The sequence below is a fragment of the Sphingomonas sp. GW821-FHT10F09 genome, from assembly GCF_058809195.1.
Map to the genome: position 1 here is coordinate 237,431 of NZ_JBXASI010000005.1, position 17,062 is coordinate 254,492.

The following is a 17,062-nucleotide window of genomic DNA, read 5'->3' on the forward strand; positions in this document are numbered from 1 at the left end:
GCAGCGTTTCTATAAACGGCATTGAGCCTGGAGGCGGGAGAGACGATCTCGCTTTCGAACGGGGCGCGGTGCCATCGCTGCGCTCGAACCAACTTACAGGTGCGTCATGCGCAAGGTCATCAAGAGCGGCTTCTTCTGGCAATTCGTCGGTGGCTTCGCCATCGGCGCGGTCGGTGTCGTCACGCTCCAGCCGGCGAGCGCGCAGCATCTCCAGCCGATCCAGGCCGCCTCGCCGATCGTCTCGGCGCGCTGACCTTTCCATGCGGGCGGCGGCTCCCCATCTCGGGTCGATGCTGAAGATCCTCCTGCCCGTCGCCGGTGCCGCGGCCGCCGTGCTCGCCTCCACCGGTTTCGCCGAAGCCGAGCGCGCGGTGCCGATCCCGGCCGCGAAGACCGACGTGCCCGCCGCCGCGGGAACGCAGACCGCGGTGTTCGCAGGCGGCTGCTTCTGGGGGATGGAGGCGGTGTTCGAGCATGTGAAGGGCGTGCGCTCGGTCACGGCGGGTTATGCCGGCGGCACGCGCGATACCGCCAATTACGATGCCGTCTCGACCGAGCGGACCGGCCATGCGGAGGCGGTGAAGGTCGTCTTCGATCCGCGGCAGGTGAGCTATGCGACGCTGCTGCGGGTGTATTTCTCGATCGCGCACGATCCGACGCAGCTCAACCGGCAGGGGCCGGACAACGGGCCGAGCTATCGCTCTGCGCTGTTCCCGCAGGATGCGCGGCAGGCGGCGGTGGCGCGCGCCTATATCGCGCAGCTAGGAGCGGCGAAGAGCTTTCCGCGGCCGATCGTGACGCGGATCGAGCAGGGCGGCTTCTTCCCGGCCGAGGCCTATCACCAGAATTTCTACGACCGGAACCCGACGCACCCGTATATCGTCCATTGGGACAAGCCCAAGGTCGCGGCGTTCAGGGCGGGGTTTCCGACGCTGTACCGATAGGGTGTACCGCGCCACGAGCGGTCGCACCGGCGCACCGTCGTCGGCCAGGTGAACACCGGCGCCATCCTTGAGGGGGCAGGCCCTTTTACCGTCATCCCGGCAAACGCCGGACGACCGACGTTACCGCCCCCGTTACCTCAAGCTGCGATGGGGAAGCGGAGCAGGCGTTGTTCCACCGCGATCAGCGCCTCCGCGCCCTTGCCGACCGCCTTCGTCAGCGCGGGGTGATCGACGTCGAGCCCGCCGGTCAGCGCACCGAAGGCGGGCAGGACGATCTTGGTCGCGGTCGCGACGAAGCAGCGGCGAGCGACCTTCTTGCCGCGGACCGCGACGCGCAACTTGGGATGGAAATGGCCGGACAGCTCGGGGCGCGTCTCGCGCGGGTCGGCTTCGTGGCGCAGGATCAGGCCGTCCACCTCCACCTCGCGCGCGACCTCGCCGCCGCAGCGGTCCTTGATGTCGGGATCGTGGTTGCCGGTGATCCACGTCCAGCGCAGCCCCCCGGTCAGCGCGCGCAGGCGGATCCGCGCCTCCTGCGGCAGGCGGTCGCAGCCGTCGCTGTCGTGGAAGCTGTCGCCGAGGCACCACAGCTCCTGCGCACCCGTCCTGGCGACCAATGCGGCGAGGTCGGCGAGCGTCGCCAGCGAATCATAGGGCGGCAGCATCTGGCCGCGCGCGGCGTACCAGCTCGCCTTTTCGAAATGCAGGTCGGCGACGAGCAACGCGCGCCGCGCCGGCCACAGCAAGGCGCCCTCGGGAAGGGCCTGAAGCATGTGGCCGCCGAACGAAAAGGGAACCATGCCGGGGCCTTGCCTGCAAAGATCGGGCGGATCAAGCGGTTGTGCAGCGCAATGCAAATCCGCTTGCCTGGCGCCGCAATAGGCGTAAAGCGCGCCGTCCTTCCGTCCGGACGGTCTTTTCAGGGGTAAGTGCGCGCCATGTCGCCCGCCGTCGAAGCACCCGTCTCGCCCACCCGTCCGCACCCCGCCCTGATCGGCCTCACCATTGGCGCGATCGGCGTGGTGTTCGGCGATATCGGCACCAGCCCGCTCTACGCCTTCCGCGACGCGCTGGGCCAGTCCGCGGCGGACGGCATCGATCCGTCGGAGATCCTCGGGGTGCTCAGCCTTGCGCTGTGGACGTTGACGTTGATCGTGACGTTCAAATACGTCTTCTTCCTGATGCGCGCCGACAATCACGGCGAAGGCGGCGTGCTGGCGCTGGCGGCGCTGGCGCGGCGCTCGATCGGCGTGCGCAGCCGGATCGCGCTGGTGCTCGGCGCAGCGGGCGCGGCCTTGTTCTATGGCGATGCGATCATCACGCCGTCGCTGTCGGTGCTGTCGGCGATGGAGGGGCTGCAGACGATCCCCTCCGCCGCCAAATTGTTCGACGAGGGGACGATCCGCGCGCTGACGATCGGCATCCTGATCGCGCTGTTCCTGATCCAGAAGCGCGGCACCGCGATGGTCGCCAAGCTGTTCGGGCCGGTGTGCATCCTTTGGTTCGTGACGATCGGCGGGCTGGGCCTGTGGCATATCGCCGACGAACTCTCGATCTTTCGCGTGCTGCTGCCGGGCTATGGCATCCGCTTCCTCGCGACGCACGGCACGACCGGGCTGTTCGTGCTCGGCGCGGTGTTCCTGACCGTCACCGGCGCGGAGGCGCTGACCGCGGACATGGGGCATTTCGGCAAGCGGCCGATCCGGATCGCGTGGCTGTTCCTCGTCTTTCCGGCGCTGATGCTCAACTATCTGGGGCAGGGGGCGTTCGCGCTGTCGCATCTGGAGGCGGCGGCGGCGGCGGGGCGGCCGTTCGCCAACCAGAACTGGTTCTTCCTGATGGCGCCCGAATCGTTCCGCGGGCCGCTGATCGTGCTTGCCGGGTTCGCCACCGTCATCGCCAGCCAGGCAGTCATCACCGGCGCGTTCTCGCTGACGCAGCAGGCGGTGCAGCTGGGGCTGCTGCCGCGGATGAAGCTGCGCCAGACCTCGGCGGACTTCGCCGGGCAGATCTACCTGCCCGCAATCAACTGGCTGCTGCTGGTCGGCGTGCTGGTGCTGATCGTGCAGTTCAAGACCTCGTCGGCGATGGCCGCGGCCTATGGCATCGCGGTGACCGGCACGATGGTGGTGACGACCCTGCTCGGCTATCTCGTCGCGCGGCACGTCTGGCATTGGGGGCGGCCGCTGGCGCTGGCGGCGATCCTGCCGTTCCTGTGCCTCGACCTCATCTTTTTCGGCGCCAACATCCTGCGCGTCGTCGAGGGCGGCTGGGTGCCGCTGGTCATCGCCGCGGCGATCGGCCTGCTGATCTACACCTGGGTGCGCGGCAAGGGCATCGTACGCGCGTTCGAGGCGCGGCAGAGCATCCCGCTCGCCGACCTTGCCGTGGCGCTGGCGAAGCGCCCGCCCGAGCGGGTGCCAGGGACCGCGGTGTTCCTGACCGCCAATCCGCGATCGGCGCCGGGGGCGCTGCTCCACAACCTCAAGCACAACAAGGTGCTGCACGAGCGCAATCTTGTGGTGAGCATCCGCACCACCGACCGGCCGGTGGTCGACGCCGAACACCGCCGCACGGTCGAGCGGCTCGACGACAATTTCGAAAGCGTGGTGCTCAACTACGGCTTCATGGAATCGCCCGACGTGCCGGCCGATCTGGGCGTCGGCGGCAAGACCGAGATGCGCAGCCTCGATGCGATGAAGACCAGTTTCTTCATCGGTCGCAACACGCTGAAGCCGGAGGCGGATGTGGGGATGCCGCTATGGCAGGACCGCATCTTCATGTTCATGCAGCGCAATGCGAGCGATCCGACCGATTTCCTGAAGATCCCGCCGGGCAAGGTGCTGGAGCTCGGCGAGCAGGTTACGGTGTGAGGCCGTAGGAGTTTCGTCATTGCTTCGCTGCGCTCGCAATGACGGTTGCTCAGTCGAGGGTCATCGCTTCGGCGGCCAGCGCTTCCGCTTCGATCAGCAGGTGATCGTCGGCGCTGCCGGTGGAGACCTTTTCGCGGCCGATGAGGGTCAGGACGGGGACGGCGAGGGGCGTCACGCGGTCCAGATCGACGTGGAGCATCGTCTCGGCGGCGCGGTCGAGCAGGCCGGCGAGGCGGCCGACGTCGGTCATGCGGGCGCGGGCGTCGTCCCATGCGGCTTGCAGCAGCAGGTGGGAGGGTTCGTATTTGCGCAGCACGTCGTAGATCAGGTCGGTGGAGAAGGTGACCTGTCGCCCGGTCTTGCGCTTGCCGGGGTGCTGGCGTTCGACGAGGCCGCCGATCACCGCGACCTCACGGAAGGCGCGCTTGAGCAGGTGCGACTGCTGCACCCAGTCGACGAATTCATGTTCGAGGATGTCGGGGCTGAACAGCGCCGCGGGGTCGGTGATCCTGTCGATGCCGTAGACCGCGAGTGCATAATCGTTGGCGACGAAGCCTAGCGGCTTCAGCCCCTCCGCCTCCATGCGGCGGGTGATGAGCATGCCGAGCGACTGGTGCGCGTTCCACCCTTCGAAGCTGTAGGCGACCATGTAATGGCGGCCCTCGCGCGGGAAGGTTTCGACCAGCAGCTGGCCGGGGCGAGGGAGGGCGGAACGCTTCGCCTGGAATTCGAGCCATTCGCGCACGTCGTCGGGGAAGCGCCGCCATTGCGCCGGGTCGGCGAGGAAGCCGCGGACCCGGGTGGCGAGGTTGGTCGACAGCGGCATGCGCGATCCGCCGTAGGTGGGGATGCGCGCAGGCTTCGACGAGGCGCGGACGATCAGGTCCTCGGTGTCGATCTTCTGGACCTCGCAACTCAGGCCGGCGAAGAAGAAGGTGTCGCCGGGAGACAGCTGCGCGGCAAAGCCTTCCTCGACCTTGCCCAAGGCGCGGCCGTTGCGGAAGCGGACGTTGAGCATCGTCGATTCGACGATGATGCCGGCGTTGAGGCGGTGCTGCGTCACGAATTTCGGATGGCTGACCCGCCACAGGCCGTCCGCCTCCTGCGTCAGCCGCTTGAACCGGTCATAGGCCTTGAGGCTGTAGCCGCCGTCGCGGATAAAGCCGAGGACGCGGTCAAACGTCTCGGCGGTGAGCGCCGAATAGGGCAGGGCGGAGCGCACCTCGTCGAGCAGCGCGGCCTGATCGAAGGGCGCGGCGCAGGCCATCGCCATGACATGCTGCGCGAGCACGTCGAGCGCGCCGGGGCGAAACAGGTCGGGATCCAATTCGCCCGCTTCGACCGCGTCCAAGGCGGCGCGCGCCTCGAGATATTCGAAGCGGTTGCCGGGGACGAGGATCGCCTCCGACGCCTCGTCGAGCCGGTGATTGGCGCGGCCGATCCGCTGGAGCAGGCGCGAGGACCCCTTGGGCGCGCCCATCTGGATGACGCAATCGACGTCGCCCCAGTCGACGCCGAGGTCGAGGCTGGCGGTGGCGACGAGCGCGCGCAGCCGGCCGGATGCCATCGCGCCCTCGACCTTGCGGCGCGCCTCCAGCGCGAGGCTGCCGTGGTGGACGCCGATCGGAAGCGACTGGTTGTTCACTTTCCACAGGTCCTGGAAGATCAGCTCGGCGAGGCTGCGGGTGTTGCAGAAGATGATCGAGGTCTTGTGCGTTTCGATCTCCGCCATCACCTGTTCCGCGGCGTAACGGCCGGAATGGCCCGACCAGGGGATGCGGCCCTCGGGCAGCAGGATCGCGATGTTCGGGTCGGCACCGGCCTCGCCCTGCACCATCGCGACCTGATCGATGTCGCCGTCGGGGGCGAGCCAGGCGCGATAGCCGTCGCTGTCGGCGACCGTGGCGGACAGCGCAACGCGGCGCAGGCCGGGGCTGATCCGCTGAAGCCGCGCCATGCACAGCGACAGCAGGTCGCCGCGCTTGCCGGTGGCGAAGGCGTGGACCTCGTCGACGACGATCGTCCGCAACCCTTCGAACATGGTGACGCTGTCGGGATAGCTGAGCAGCAGCGACAGCGATTCGGGCGTGGTCAGCAGGATCTGCGGTGGCCGGACGCGCTGGCGTGCCTTGCGGTCCGACGGCGTGTCGCCGGTGCGGGTTTCGACGCGCAGCGTGAGGCCCATCTCGTCGATGGGGGTGACGAGGTTGCGCTGGATATCGACCGCCAGCGCCTTCAGCGGCGAGACGTAGAGCGTGTGGAGGCCCTCGGTCGGCGCCTCGATCAATTCGGTCAGCGTCGGCAGGAAGCCGGCGAGCGTCTTGCCCGCGCCGGTGGTGGCCACGAGCAATGCGTGCCGGCCGGCACGGCCTTCGCGGAGCATGTCGAGCTGGTGGCGGCGCGGTCGCCAGCCGCGGGCGGCGAACCAGTCGGCGAGGGGTGGGGGGAGATCGGTCATGTGTCGTCACCCTCACCCCGCGGCGGCGATGCCGCCTTGCCCCTCTCCCGATCGGAGAGGGGACGAGCGCCGGAGGCGCGAAGGGGTGAGGGTGAACGGGAACCGACCAGCATCCCAACCATATAGGTAGCATGGCACGATTGGGCGACTGGCTGGAACCGCATCCGCACGGCATCTACGTGAAGCCCGCCGACGCGTGGATCGATCCGTCGGAGCCCGAGGCGCGCGCGCTGGTTACGCATGGCCATGCCGATCACGCCCGCGGCGGTCATGGCGCCGTGTGGGCGACCCCCGAGACGCTGGCGATCATGGATGCGCGCTATGGCGAGCAGGCGGGCCATCCGGTCGGCTATGGCGAGACGATGCGGATGGGCGACGTGACAGTCGGCTTCGTACCGGCGGGGCATGTGCTGGGATCGGCGCAAATCGTGCTCGACTATCGCGGCGAGCGCGTGGTGGTGTCGGGCGACTACAAGCGGCGGCCGGACCCGACCTGCGCGCCGTTCGAGCCGGTGTCCTGCGACGTGTTCGTCACCGAGGCGACCTTTGCGCTGCCGGTGTTCCGGCATCCCGACACCGGCGACGAGATCGACAAGCTGATCGCGCGGCTGCACGCCAATCCCGATCGCTGCGTGCTGGTCGGCGCCTATGCCCTGGGCAAGGCGCAGCGGGTGATCGCGGAACTGCGCGCGCGGGGACATGAGGCGCCGATCTATATCCATGGCGCGTTGCAGCGCCTGTGCGACCTCTATGCCGAGCATGGCGTGCGGCTGGGTGAGCTGTTGCCGGTGGCGGAGGCGAAGAAGGCCGACATGGCGGGGCATGTCGTGATGTGTCCCCCCGGAGCGCTCAACGACCGCTGGTCGCGACGGCTGCCCGATCCGATCACCGCGATGGCAAGCGGGTGGATGCGGGTGCGGCAACGGGCGCGGCAAAAGAACGTCGAGCTGCCGCTGATCCTGTCCGATCATGCCGACTGGGACGAGCTCACCGAGACGCTGTCCGAGATCGCGCCCAAGGAGGTGTGGGTGACGCACGGGCGCGAGGAGGCGTTGGTCCATTGGTGCATGACACGCCAGATCAAGGCGCGCGCGCTGGCGCTGGTGGGGTTCGAGGATGAGGACGACTGAGGGGGCGTAGGAGAATGGGTTCACGCGGAGACGCGGAGACGCGGAGAATTGTGTACGGCGCCACAGGCTTTCCCTCCTCCGCCGCATCGCAAGATCTGACGCCTGTGGGAAGGATTGGCTGCGCCGCAATTGCACATTCTCCGCGTCTCCGCGTGAACCCCCTTCTTGCCGTCAAACGTCAGGGAAAGCGGAGCTTGGCCACTACCGGGAAATGGTCGGAAGGATAGCGCGCGCCATCGTGGCGGGTGATCGTTTCCACGGCCAGCGGGCGGAAGCCGCGGGTGAGGATCCAGTCGATGCGGCGGTCGGGTGTGCCGGTGAAGTCGTGGAAGGTGAGGGCCGGGCCTCGCGGCGTGGCGACCGCCTGCCACACGTCCTGCAACGATGCCGTCAGCGTGGCGTGGGTCGGGGTGTCGGGGGTGGTGTTGAAGTCGCCGGTCAGCACGACCGGGTCCTTGCCGGCGATGGCGGGCAGGCGCGCGACGATCAGGCGGGCGGCCTTTTCCCGGGCGGGTTCGTCCTCGGCGCGATAGGGGAAATGGGTGTTGAGCAGGACGAAGCGGCGGCCGTCGCGCGTCCGGAAACGGCCCCAGGTGACCATGCGTGGCAGCGGGTGGCCCCAACTGATGCTGCCGGGCACGCCGGGCGTGTCGGACAGCCAGAAATCGCCCTGTGCGAGCAGGTTCAGCCGGTCGGGGCGATAGAAGATGCCCATATGCTCGTCGCCATGGCCGCCGCGCCGGTCGCGGCCGAACCAGCGATAGCGGGGCAGCGCGCGGACGATGTCGTCGCCCTGCCTCCGGAACAGCTCCTGCGTCCCGAACAGGTCGGGATCGGCGGCGGCGACGGTTCGCGCGAACACCGCGCGGCGGTTGGGCCAGACGTTGGCGCCGTCGTCCGGATTGGGCAGGCGGACGTTGAAGGTCATGACGGCCAGCGTCGGGGCGGGCTTCGCCGCCCCGGTCAGCGCCAGCGCGGCGAGGGCGGCAAGCGTGGTGCGGCGGGAAATCATGCGCCCTCCAGAGTGCGCGCGCGGCGGCGCTGGACCGAACTGCCGATCCCCATCGCCTCGCGATATTTGGCGACGGTGCGGCGGGCGATGTCGAAGCCCTTGGCCTGCAGCAGCTCGACCAGGGTGTCGTCGGACAGGATCTTGGCGCCCTCGGCGGCGATCAGCGCGCGGATCGCGCTCTTGACCGCTTCGGCCGAGACGGCGTCGCCACCGTCGGCGGCCTGGATCGCACTGGTGAAGAAGTATTTCAGCTCGAACACGCCGCGCGCGCAGCTGAGATATTTGTTGCTGGTGACGCGGCTGACGGTCGATTCGTGCATCTCGATCGCGTCGGCGACGCGGGCGAGCGTCATCGGCTTGAGGTGGGCGACGCCCTTCAGGAAGAACGCCTCCTGCTGCTTCACGATCTCGGCGGCGACCTTGATGATCGTACGCTGGCGCTGGTCCAGCGCCTTGATGAGCCAATTGGCCGACGCGAGCGCATCGGACAGCCATGCCTTGCTCGCCTTGTCCTGCGGGCCGTGGCTGAGCTCGTGATAATAGCGGCGGTTGACGAGGACGCGGGGCAAGGTGGCGGCGTTGAGCTCGATGCCCCAGCCGGCCTTGGTCTTTGCGACGAACAGGTCGGGCGTCACCGCCAGCGCAGGTTCGCCGCCGTAGCGGCAGCCGGGCTTGGGATCGTAGCCGCGCAGTTCGCGGATCATGTCCGCCATATCTTCGTCGTCGACGCCGCACATCCGCTTCAGCCGCGTCAGTTCGCCGCGCGCCAGCAGGTCGAGATTGTCGATCAGCCGCGCCATGCAGGGATCGTAGCGGTCTGCCTCCTTCGCCTGCAACGCGATGCATTCGGCAAGGTCGCGTGCGCCGACGCCGGTCGGATCGAGCGTCTGGATGCGCGACAGAACCTGCTCCACCCGCGACAGCGACGTGCCGAGCCGGTTGGCGATGTCGAGCAGCGGCACGGTCAGATAGCCCGCCTCGTCGATCTGGTCGATCAGATGCTGGGCGATGAACCAGTCCGCGCCATCCACCACCGCACCGGCCTGGACCAGCAGATGGTCGGCGAGCGTACCGTCGGCCTGCGCGAACGAATCGAAATCCAGATCCTCGCCGCCCGACCCGCTGCCGCTATTGCCGCCGGTCATCGACAAGGCACCGTCGAAGCCGCCGCCGCCATCGGCGACGCTGTCCTGCTGGTGGCTTTCGGTCGCATAATCGACGTCGATCGGGTCGGCGGTGGCGGTGCCGCCGATCAGGTCGTCGCACCCCGCCGGCTCCTCGCGCTCGACGCGTTCGGGGCGGATCACCTCGTCGGTCTGCGCCGCCTCGAGCAGCGGGTTCTTCTCGACCTCTTCGGCGATGAAGCCCTCGATCTCAAGGTTGGACAGCGCGAGCAGCTTGATCGCCTGCTGCAATTGCGGCGTCATCACCAGCGATTGCGACTGGCGGATGTCGAGGCGCGGGGCGAGGCTCAAATGTCGCTCTCCCGACGGGAGAGGGAGAGAGTCGCGGCACGCGGCGGATGGGTGAGGGCGGGCGCCGAAGCGGTTGCGCGCCTGCCCTCACCCCGCGCCGGTTCAGGGTCCCATGAAAGCAATACCTTCATGGCGGCCCTTCTGCGGCTCGTCCCTCTCCTGGAGGGAAAGGGGAGGAAGGCCAGGTCCCCCTCCATATTCTACAGCGAGAAGCCCTCGCCGAGGTACAGGCGGCGGACGTTGGCGTCGGCGACCAGTTCCTCAGGGCTGCCGGCGAACAGAACGCGGCCGTCGTAGATGATGTAGGCGCGGTCGACGATGTCGAGCGTTTCGCGGACGTTGTGGTCGGTGATGAGTACGCCGATATCGCGGCGTTTGAGGTCCTTCACCAGATCGCGGATGTCGGCGATCGAGATCGGGTCGATGCCGGCAAAGGGTTCGTCGAGCAGCATGATCGACGGATCCGCGGCGAGCGCCCGGGCGATCTCGGCGCGGCGGCGCTCGCCGCCCGACAGCGCCATCGCCGGCGAGGCGCGCAGCCGGGTGAGGCCGAATTCGTCGAGCAACTTGTCGAGCTTGGCGGGACGCGCCGCGGCATCGGGCTCGGACAGTTCGAGCACAGAAGCGATGTTCTTCTCGATCGACAGGCCGCGGAAGATGCTGGTTTCCTGCGGCAGGTAGCCGAGGCCGAGGATCGCGCGGCGATACATCGGCAGCTTGGTGATATCCTCGCCGTCGAGCATGATCCGGCCGGAATCGGGCTTCACCAGCCCCATCACCGAATAGAAGCAGGTCGTCTTGCCGGCACCGTTGGGGCCGAGCAGGCCGACGACCTCGCCGCGGTCGACCGAGACCGAAACGTCGGTGAGGACGACGCGCTTGTCGTATGATTTGGCGATCGAGATCGCCTGCAACCCGCGGCTGACCGGCGCTTCGTGGATCGCCTCGGCGGTCTGCAGGTCGGAAACGGCGGCGTCCATAGGCTCCATGCCTTCGCATCAAAGGGTTGCCGAAACCTTGGCAGGCTTCGTGCATGCCCGTGCGTCATGGCGTGGGGGAGGGCGCGAGGGAAGCCCTGTTTCGGTGGATCGTGGCTCCCGTCCGCCACAAAGGCATGTCATCCCAGCGCAGGCAGGGACTCGCAAACGCCGACGTCACGGCTCAAGCGATGTGCGCGCGTCCGGATCCCCGCCTGCGCGGGACGAGTAAGGGAGCCGGTAAAAGGATCAGTCGCGCTTCGGAACGGAGAAGGTGCCGGTGACGCGGCCGCCCGGTGCCGCCGTGGTGGTGCCGCCGGCCGCGCCGCTCGACCCGCGCACCGACGATCCGTCGATCACGGCGCGGCCGGTATCGAGGTTGATCGTCAGCCGGCCGCCGTTGACGGTGTTGCCGCCCTGCGTCAGTGTCACCGCGCCGAGCATGGTGATGACGCGGCGGTTGAGATCGTAGATCGCGAACTGGCTCTTGGCGGTCTGGTCCGGCCGGCGGACGGTGACGCCGCCGCTGGCGTCGAGTCGCGACACCTGCGGATTGCCGCCGACGACCTGTCCGGTATAGCTGACGGTCATCCGCGCGGCGTTGAGCGTCATCTCGGCCTGCTTGACCGACACGCTGCCCGACAGCACCGCGCGGTTCGCCTTGTCCTGCAATTCGATGTTGTCGGCGCCGAAATCGATCGGCGCGTTCGAATTGTGCGCGGTCTGCGCCGTCAGTGGCGTGGCGGTGAACAGCAGGGCGAGGATAAGGGGCAAGCGCATGATGCGCTATTTCGTCCCTCGCGGCACGAACCGCAAGCGGGCATTGCCGCTGAGCCGCACGGTCCGCCCCTCGAGGTCGGCGCTGAGCGTGTTCGCGCTGAAATTGCCCTGCGGCACGGTGCCGGTGACCTTGCCCTGGCTGTTCATCGTCTTGGACTTGAGGTCGATCGTCGCATCGCTGGTGTCGAGGCGATAGCCGTTGGCGGCGCGGAAGGCGATCGGGCCGTCGACCTTCATCTGTTCGGTGTTGAGGTCGTAGCGCCCCTGATTCGCGCGTAGCGTCGCCGGGCCGTCCTGCAACGCGAGATCGGCCGCCATGCCGTTGATCTGCACGACCGGCACGCTGCTGCTCTGCTGCACCGCCGATCCGGCGTTGAGCGCGAACGCCTGCCCCTTGTCGTCCTGGCCGCGATAGGTGGCGGCCTGCAGCTTCATCCGCTCCTTCGCCACCTCGACCTTGTTCTTGTCGAGGACGAAGGACACCTCGTTGCCCGCGGTCAGCGGCGCCATCACCAGAAAGGCGGCGAGCACGCCGATGCCCACCGGCAGGCCGGTGTTGAGCAGCGCGACGAACCGGTCGTGCCGGCCGCCGGGCGCGGCCCAGCGCTGGCGTGCCGAGCGCACGCGGTCCGCGACGGCGGAATTCACCGGCGCGACTCAGGCATGGGCGAAGATGTCGATCTCTGGCCAGCCGGCAAGGTCGAGCGCGGCACGGGTCGGCAGGAAGTCGAAGCACGCCTGCGCGATCGCGGTGCGGCCCTCGCGCGCCAGCCGCCGGTCGAGCTCCGCCTGCAGGCGATGCAGGAAGCGGACGTCGCTGGCGGCATAATCCTTCTGCGCGTCCGACAGCTCGGGCGCGCCCCAGTCCGACGATTGCTGCTGTTTGCTGAGTTCCTGCCCGAGCAGTTCGCGGACCAGCTCCTTCAACCCGTGCCGGTCGGTGTAAGTGCGGATCAGCCGCGAGGCGATCTTGGTGTCATAGGCCGGCGCGGCGACGATGCCGAGATAATGCTGGAGCGCGGCGATGTCGAAGCGGCCGTAATGGTACAGCTTCACCCGCGTCGGATCGCCCAGCAGCGCCTTGAGGTTGGGCGCGGCATAGTCGCTGCCGGCGCCGAAGCGGACGAGATGTTCGTCGGGGCCGCCATCGGACAGCTGGACGACGCAGAGCCGGTCGCGCGGGGTGATGAGGCCCATCGTCTCGGTATCGACGGCGATCGAGGCGCCGGGAGCGAAGACGTCGGCGGGGAGGTCTTCCTCGTGGAAGTGTACGGTCATGTGGCCGCCCTACGCGCCAACGCCGCCGCGCTCAATGGTTAAGCGTTCCGACGATCGCGGCGATTCGATGGCATACGGGCCACATGGCGGCAAGTATCGGTATGAGATGGGCAATAGCCGCGACGAATTTGTTCGCGACGACTTGTTTTCTGCGCTATGACGAGTCCCAAGGCGCAATAGGTTTGGCGCCCGAGGGCTCGCGTTCGTCGTCCGGCGCACGAGTATCTCGTACGGATAGGTTGCGGGCGAACCGGGAAGACGAACAGGGTTATGGGTTACGACAAAGGTGGCCGCGGCAATCGTGGCGGACGTGGTCGCGACAAGCGCGATGATTTCGGCGGCGGCAGCAGCGACTTCGGCGGTGGCAGCAGCTTCGGCGGCGGCGGTTTCGGTGGCGGCGGCTTCGGCGGCGGTGACCGTGGCGGCTTCGGCGGTGGCAGCAGCTTCGGCGGCGGCGATCGCGGCGGCTTCGGTGGCGGCGGCGGTGGCGGCGGCTTCCGTGGTGGCGGCGGCGGCGGTTTCGGCGGCGGCGGTGGTGGCGGCTTCAGCGGCGGTGGCCGCGGCATGCCCCCGCAGGTCGTCGGCGAGGGCACCGGCGTGGTCAAGTTCTTCAATGCGCAGAAGGGCTTCGGCTTCGTCGTTCGCGATGACGGCGGCGAAGACGTGTTCGTCCACATCTCGGCGGTCGAACAGGCCGGCATGAGCGCACTGGCCGAGGGCCAGCCGCTCGGCTTCACGCTCGTCGATCGCGGCGGCCGCATCTCGGCGACCGAACTGAAGATCGACGGCGAGCCGATGGCCGTCACCGAGCGCGCCCCCCGCGAGCCGCGCGAAGGTGGCTTCGGCGACCGTGGTCCCCGTCCCGCCGCTGGCGGCGCCGGTGGCCCGCAGCGTCAGCTGACCGGCGAGAAGGCGACCGGCACGGTCAAGTTCTTCAACGCGATGAAGGGCTTCGGCTTCATTCAGCGCGACGACGGACAGCCCGATGCGTTCGTGCACATCTCGGCCGTCGAGCGCGCCGGCATGTCGACCCTGAACGAGGGCGACAAGCTGCAGTTCGAACTCGAGGTCGATCGTCGCGGTAAGTACGCCGCGGTGAACCTGTCGGCCGCGTAAGCTTCCCGATTCGCTAGTAAGAGGCCCGGCCCGCACATGCGGTGCCGGGCCTTTTGCGTTTTGGGGCTGGGCCCGCGGATGCGTGGACTCGGTCGGGTGATGCTCGGGCCGATCGACGTTCAGCCCTGACGGTCTGCAAACGACGGCTTCGCGCGCTTCCGGGGCTTAGTTACCGGACGGACGCGGCACTCCAAGTCACGCAAAGCCAACGCTTTCGGCGCGTCATCGTCTGAATGTCGATCGGCGCTAGGTGTCTTTCCTCCTTCGTCATTGCGAGCGTCGCGAAGCAATCCAGTGCGTTCTGGTCCGGCTCTGGATTGCTTCGCTGCGCTCGCAATGACGAGGGGGGGGCGGGGTGGCTTCCAAAACGGTCTCGCTTCGTCGCCGAATCGGCAAGCTGAAGCGGACAAGTCGTGCTGGTCGCGCTATCGGACGTACGGATGGAGGATCGCGTGAAGACATTGCTGACGCTGGCCGTGGTCGGTGCGCTCGGTGCCGGCGGATGGCAGGTCGCGCATCCGGCGGGCGCAACCGTGACGCAGACCGCGCCGCAGGCAGCGCCGCCCGCCGCGCCTGCCACACCCGCGGCCGGCGTTCCGGTCTATGCCGCCGACGTGGTCGCGCGCTTTCCGCACGACAGTGGCGCGTTCACCGAGGGGCTGCTGTTCTGCGGCGGTGCGCTGTACGAGAGCACGGGCAAGGAAGGCGCGTCCGACGTCCGGCGGGTGAACCTGGCGGACGGCAAGGTCGTCGCGCGCGGCCGGATCGCGCCCGACCTGTTCGGTGAGGGCATCGCCTGCTGGCAGAATGCGCTGCTCAGCGTGACGTGGAAGACCGGGCTGGGTTTCCGCTGGTCGCTGCCGGCGCTGAAGCAGACCGGCAAGCCGTTCCGTTACGCCGGCGAAGGCTGGGGCATGACCAGCGATGCGACCGGGATCCTGCTGTCCGACGGCACGGCGACGCTGCGGCGGATCGACCCGGTGCGCTTCGCCGAACGCGGCCGGATCGCGGTGACGCTGAACGGCCGGCCGCTCCAGAAGCTCAACGAGCTGGAGGCGTATCGTGGGCACTTCCTCGCCAACGTCTGGATGACGGGCTTCGTCGCGCGCATCGACCTGGCGAGCGGCAAGGTCGACGGACTGATCGACCTGCGGCCGCTGGTGGCGGAGATCGCCAGCGCCGATCCCGACGCGGTCGCGAACGGCATCGCCTATGACGCAGCGACCGACCGCCTGTTCGTGACGGGCAAATACTGGCCGACGCTGTACGAGATCAAGATCGGCGAAGAGGTCGGCCGCGCCGGCTGATCGGTCGGGTGTGCCCCGGCGGGGGCGGGCTCCGCAGCAATGGCCTGCGCTCAGGTCACCAGCCGCTTGAGCGTCTCGACCCGATCCGCCTCGGCGGCGGGCTTGTCGGTCCTGATCCGGGCAATGCGCGGGAAGCGCATGGCGATGCCGGACTTGTGCCGGGTCGAGCTGTGGACCGAATCGAACGCGATCTCGAGCACCATCGTCTTTTCCACCTCGCGCACCGGGCCGAAGCGGTTGAGCGTGTGGCGGCGGACGAAGCCGTCGAGCATGCGCAATTCCTCGTCGGTGATGCCCGAATAGGCCTTGCCGACCGGCAGCAATTCGCCCTCCTCGGTCCAGCAGCCGAAGGTATAGTCGCTGTAATAGGACGAGCGGCGGCCGCTGCCACGCTGTGCGTACATCATGACGCAATCGGCGGTCAGCGGATCGCGCTTCCATTTGTACCACAGGCCGGCGCGGCGGCCGCCGACATAGGGCGAATCGCGGCGCTTGAGCATCACGCCCTCGATCGCGGCGTCGCGCGCACCGGCGCGGATCGCCTCGAGTTCGGTGAAGCTCGCCGCCGCGATCACCTGGCTGAGGTCGAACCGGTCGGGGTCGAGGCGGGGGACGAACGCCTCCAGCCGGGCGCGGCGTTCGGTCCAGGGCAGCGCGCGCAAATCCTCGCCGCCATCCAGCAGGATGTCGTAGAGGCGGACGAAGGCGGGATAGTCGGCGAGCATCTTCGCCGACACGGTCTTGCGGCCGAGCCGCTGCTGGAGCGCGTTGAAGCTGGCGGCGCCGCCACCGCCGAATCGCTCGGCGTCGAGCGAGCCGCCCTGTACCGCCCCCTTGACCAGCAGTTCGCCGTCGACGGTGCCGGGGGTGGTGAAAGCGGCGGCGACATCGGGGAAGCTGCCGGTGACGTCGTCGCCGGTGCGGCTGTAGAGCCGCGTCTGGCCGGCGACATGGACGATCTGGACGCGGATACCGTCCCATTTCCATTCGGCAGCATAATCGGCGAGGTCGACCTGCGCATCTTCCAGCCCGTGCGCGAGCATGAACGGGCGAAAGACGGGGACGTCGGCGGGCGTCGGCTGGTCGCCGGTTCCCTGCGCCCAGGCGAACAGCGACGCATAGGGCGGCGACAGGCCGTGCCACACCTCCTCGACCGCCTCGACGTCGAGGCCGAACGCCTGCGCCAGCGCGGTCTTGGCGAGGCGCGCGGAGACGCCGATGCGCAGGCCCCCGGTCGCCATCTTCAGGAGCGCGAACCGTTCCTCGGCATCGAGCCGGTCGAGCATCGCGGCGAGGACCGCGGGCGCATCGGCGCGCGACAGGTGGCGCAGCGCATCGACCGCGGCGCTGATCGACAGCGGTGCGGCGGCGGGCGTGGGGATTGGCGCGGCGGTGGGCGGGGGCCACAGCAGCGCCACCGTCTCGGCCGTGTCGCCGACATAGTCGCGGCTCATCCGGAACAGCACGGGATCGACCCGCGCCTCGATCAGCGCGCGAATCTGTGCCGGCTTGACGCCGGGCAGGTCGAGATCGCCGGTCAGCGCCGCCATCGCCCAGCCGCGATCGGGATCGGGCGTCGCGTGCAGGTAATCGACGATCAGCCTCAGCTTCGCGTTCCGCCCGCGGGTGTAGATGAGCGAATCGAGAAGCGCGGCGAAGGCGTGCATGGAGGGGGGAACGCATGGCGCGTTCGATCCGCTCCCGTTACGGAT

The 17,062-nt window shown here is 68.5% G+C and carries 15 protein-coding genes; 6 read left to right on the forward strand and 9 right to left on the reverse strand.

Annotated features, from left to right (window positions below):
* The first annotated feature begins 106 nt into the window (after positions 1-106).
* Together AC1RTO_RS16125 and msrA are read left to right on the forward strand one after the other, a co-directional pair.
* On the forward strand, positions 107-253 hold the full coding sequence (locus tag AC1RTO_RS16125) for a hypothetical protein (protein WP_493161812.1): 147 nt from the start codon (positions 107-109) through the stop codon (positions 251-253).
* Positions 254-290: 37 nt separating this feature from the next.
* On the forward strand, positions 291-944 hold the full coding sequence (msrA, locus tag AC1RTO_RS16130; protein WP_493161813.1) for a peptide-methionine (S)-S-oxide reductase MsrA: 654 nt from the start codon (positions 291-293) through the stop codon (positions 942-944).
* A 137-nt stretch (positions 945-1,081) separates the two neighbouring features.
* Here msrA and pdeM read toward each other — a convergent pair whose 3' ends face one another.
* On the reverse strand, positions 1,082-1,744 hold the full coding sequence (pdeM, locus tag AC1RTO_RS16135) for a ligase-associated DNA damage response endonuclease PdeM (protein WP_493161814.1): 663 nt from the start codon (positions 1,742-1,744) through the stop codon (positions 1,082-1,084).
* A 138-nt stretch (positions 1,745-1,882) separates the two neighbouring features.
* On the opposite strand from pdeM, the gene AC1RTO_RS16140 reads away from it, so the two are divergent.
* A complete protein-coding gene (locus tag AC1RTO_RS16140) occupies positions 1,883-3,817 on the forward strand; it encodes a potassium transporter Kup (protein WP_493161815.1) in 1,935 nt (644 codons plus the stop codon).
* 49 nt (positions 3,818-3,866) lie between these two features.
* On the opposite strand, the gene AC1RTO_RS16145 is transcribed toward AC1RTO_RS16140, so the two are convergent.
* Positions 3,867-6,275, reverse strand: a complete 2,409-nt coding sequence (locus tag AC1RTO_RS16145; RefSeq protein WP_493161816.1) for a ligase-associated DNA damage response DEXH box helicase — start codon at positions 6,273-6,275, stop codon at positions 3,867-3,869.
* Between the two features lie 131 nt (positions 6,276-6,406).
* On the opposite strand from AC1RTO_RS16145, the gene AC1RTO_RS16150 reads away from it, so the two are divergent.
* Entirely contained in the window at positions 6,407-7,405 is a 999-nt protein-coding gene (locus AC1RTO_RS16150; RefSeq protein WP_493161817.1) for a ligase-associated DNA damage response exonuclease, read from the forward strand.
* A 178-nt stretch (positions 7,406-7,583) separates the two neighbouring features.
* Here AC1RTO_RS16150 and AC1RTO_RS16155 read toward each other — a convergent pair whose 3' ends face one another.
* The 6 genes from AC1RTO_RS16155 to AC1RTO_RS16180 all read right to left on the reverse strand — a co-directional run bounded on the left by AC1RTO_RS16155 (position 7,584) and on the right by AC1RTO_RS16180 (position 12,927).
* A complete protein-coding gene (locus AC1RTO_RS16155; protein ID WP_493161818.1) occupies positions 7,584-8,417 on the reverse strand; it encodes an endonuclease/exonuclease/phosphatase family protein in 834 nt (277 codons plus the stop codon).
* The gene (rpoN, locus tag AC1RTO_RS16160; RefSeq protein ID WP_493161819.1) at positions 8,414-9,892 is read right to left on the reverse strand and encodes an RNA polymerase factor sigma-54; all 1,479 of its coding nucleotides are present in this window, start codon (positions 9,890-9,892) and stop codon (positions 8,414-8,416) included. The genes AC1RTO_RS16155 and rpoN overlap by 4 nt, the downstream gene beginning before the upstream one ends.
* A 200-nt stretch (positions 9,893-10,092) precedes the next feature.
* Positions 10,093-10,872: an LPS export ABC transporter ATP-binding protein gene (gene lptB, locus AC1RTO_RS16165; protein ID WP_293873681.1), complete on the reverse strand. Its 780-nt coding sequence runs from the start codon at positions 10,870-10,872 to the stop codon at positions 10,093-10,095.
* A 246-nt stretch (positions 10,873-11,118) separates the two neighbouring features.
* A complete protein-coding gene (locus AC1RTO_RS16170; protein ID WP_493161820.1) occupies positions 11,119-11,649 on the reverse strand; it encodes an LptA/OstA family protein in 531 nt (176 codons plus the stop codon).
* Positions 11,650-11,655: 6 nt separating this feature from the next.
* Positions 11,656-12,297: an LPS export ABC transporter periplasmic protein LptC gene (lptC, locus tag AC1RTO_RS16175; RefSeq protein WP_493161821.1), complete on the reverse strand. Its 642-nt coding sequence runs from the start codon at positions 12,295-12,297 to the stop codon at positions 11,656-11,658.
* A 9-nt stretch (positions 12,298-12,306) separates the two neighbouring features.
* A complete protein-coding gene (locus AC1RTO_RS16180; RefSeq protein WP_493161822.1) occupies positions 12,307-12,927 on the reverse strand; it encodes a ribonuclease D in 621 nt (206 codons plus the stop codon).
* Positions 12,928-13,197: 270 nt separating this feature from the next.
* Between AC1RTO_RS16180 and AC1RTO_RS16185 the strand changes: the two genes are divergently transcribed.
* Entirely contained in the window at positions 13,198-14,043 is an 846-nt protein-coding gene (locus AC1RTO_RS16185) for a cold-shock protein (RefSeq protein WP_493161823.1), read from the forward strand.
* 452 nt (positions 14,044-14,495) lie between these two features.
* On the forward strand, positions 14,496-15,350 hold the full coding sequence (locus AC1RTO_RS16190; RefSeq protein ID WP_493161824.1) for a glutaminyl-peptide cyclotransferase: 855 nt from the start codon (positions 14,496-14,498) through the stop codon (positions 15,348-15,350).
* 50 nt (positions 15,351-15,400) lie between these two features.
* On the opposite strand, the gene AC1RTO_RS16195 is transcribed toward AC1RTO_RS16190, so the two are convergent.
* Positions 15,401-17,017, reverse strand: a complete 1,617-nt coding sequence (locus AC1RTO_RS16195; RefSeq protein WP_493161825.1) for a cisplatin damage response ATP-dependent DNA ligase — start codon at positions 17,015-17,017, stop codon at positions 15,401-15,403.
* Positions 17,018-17,062: the final 45 nt, after the last annotated feature.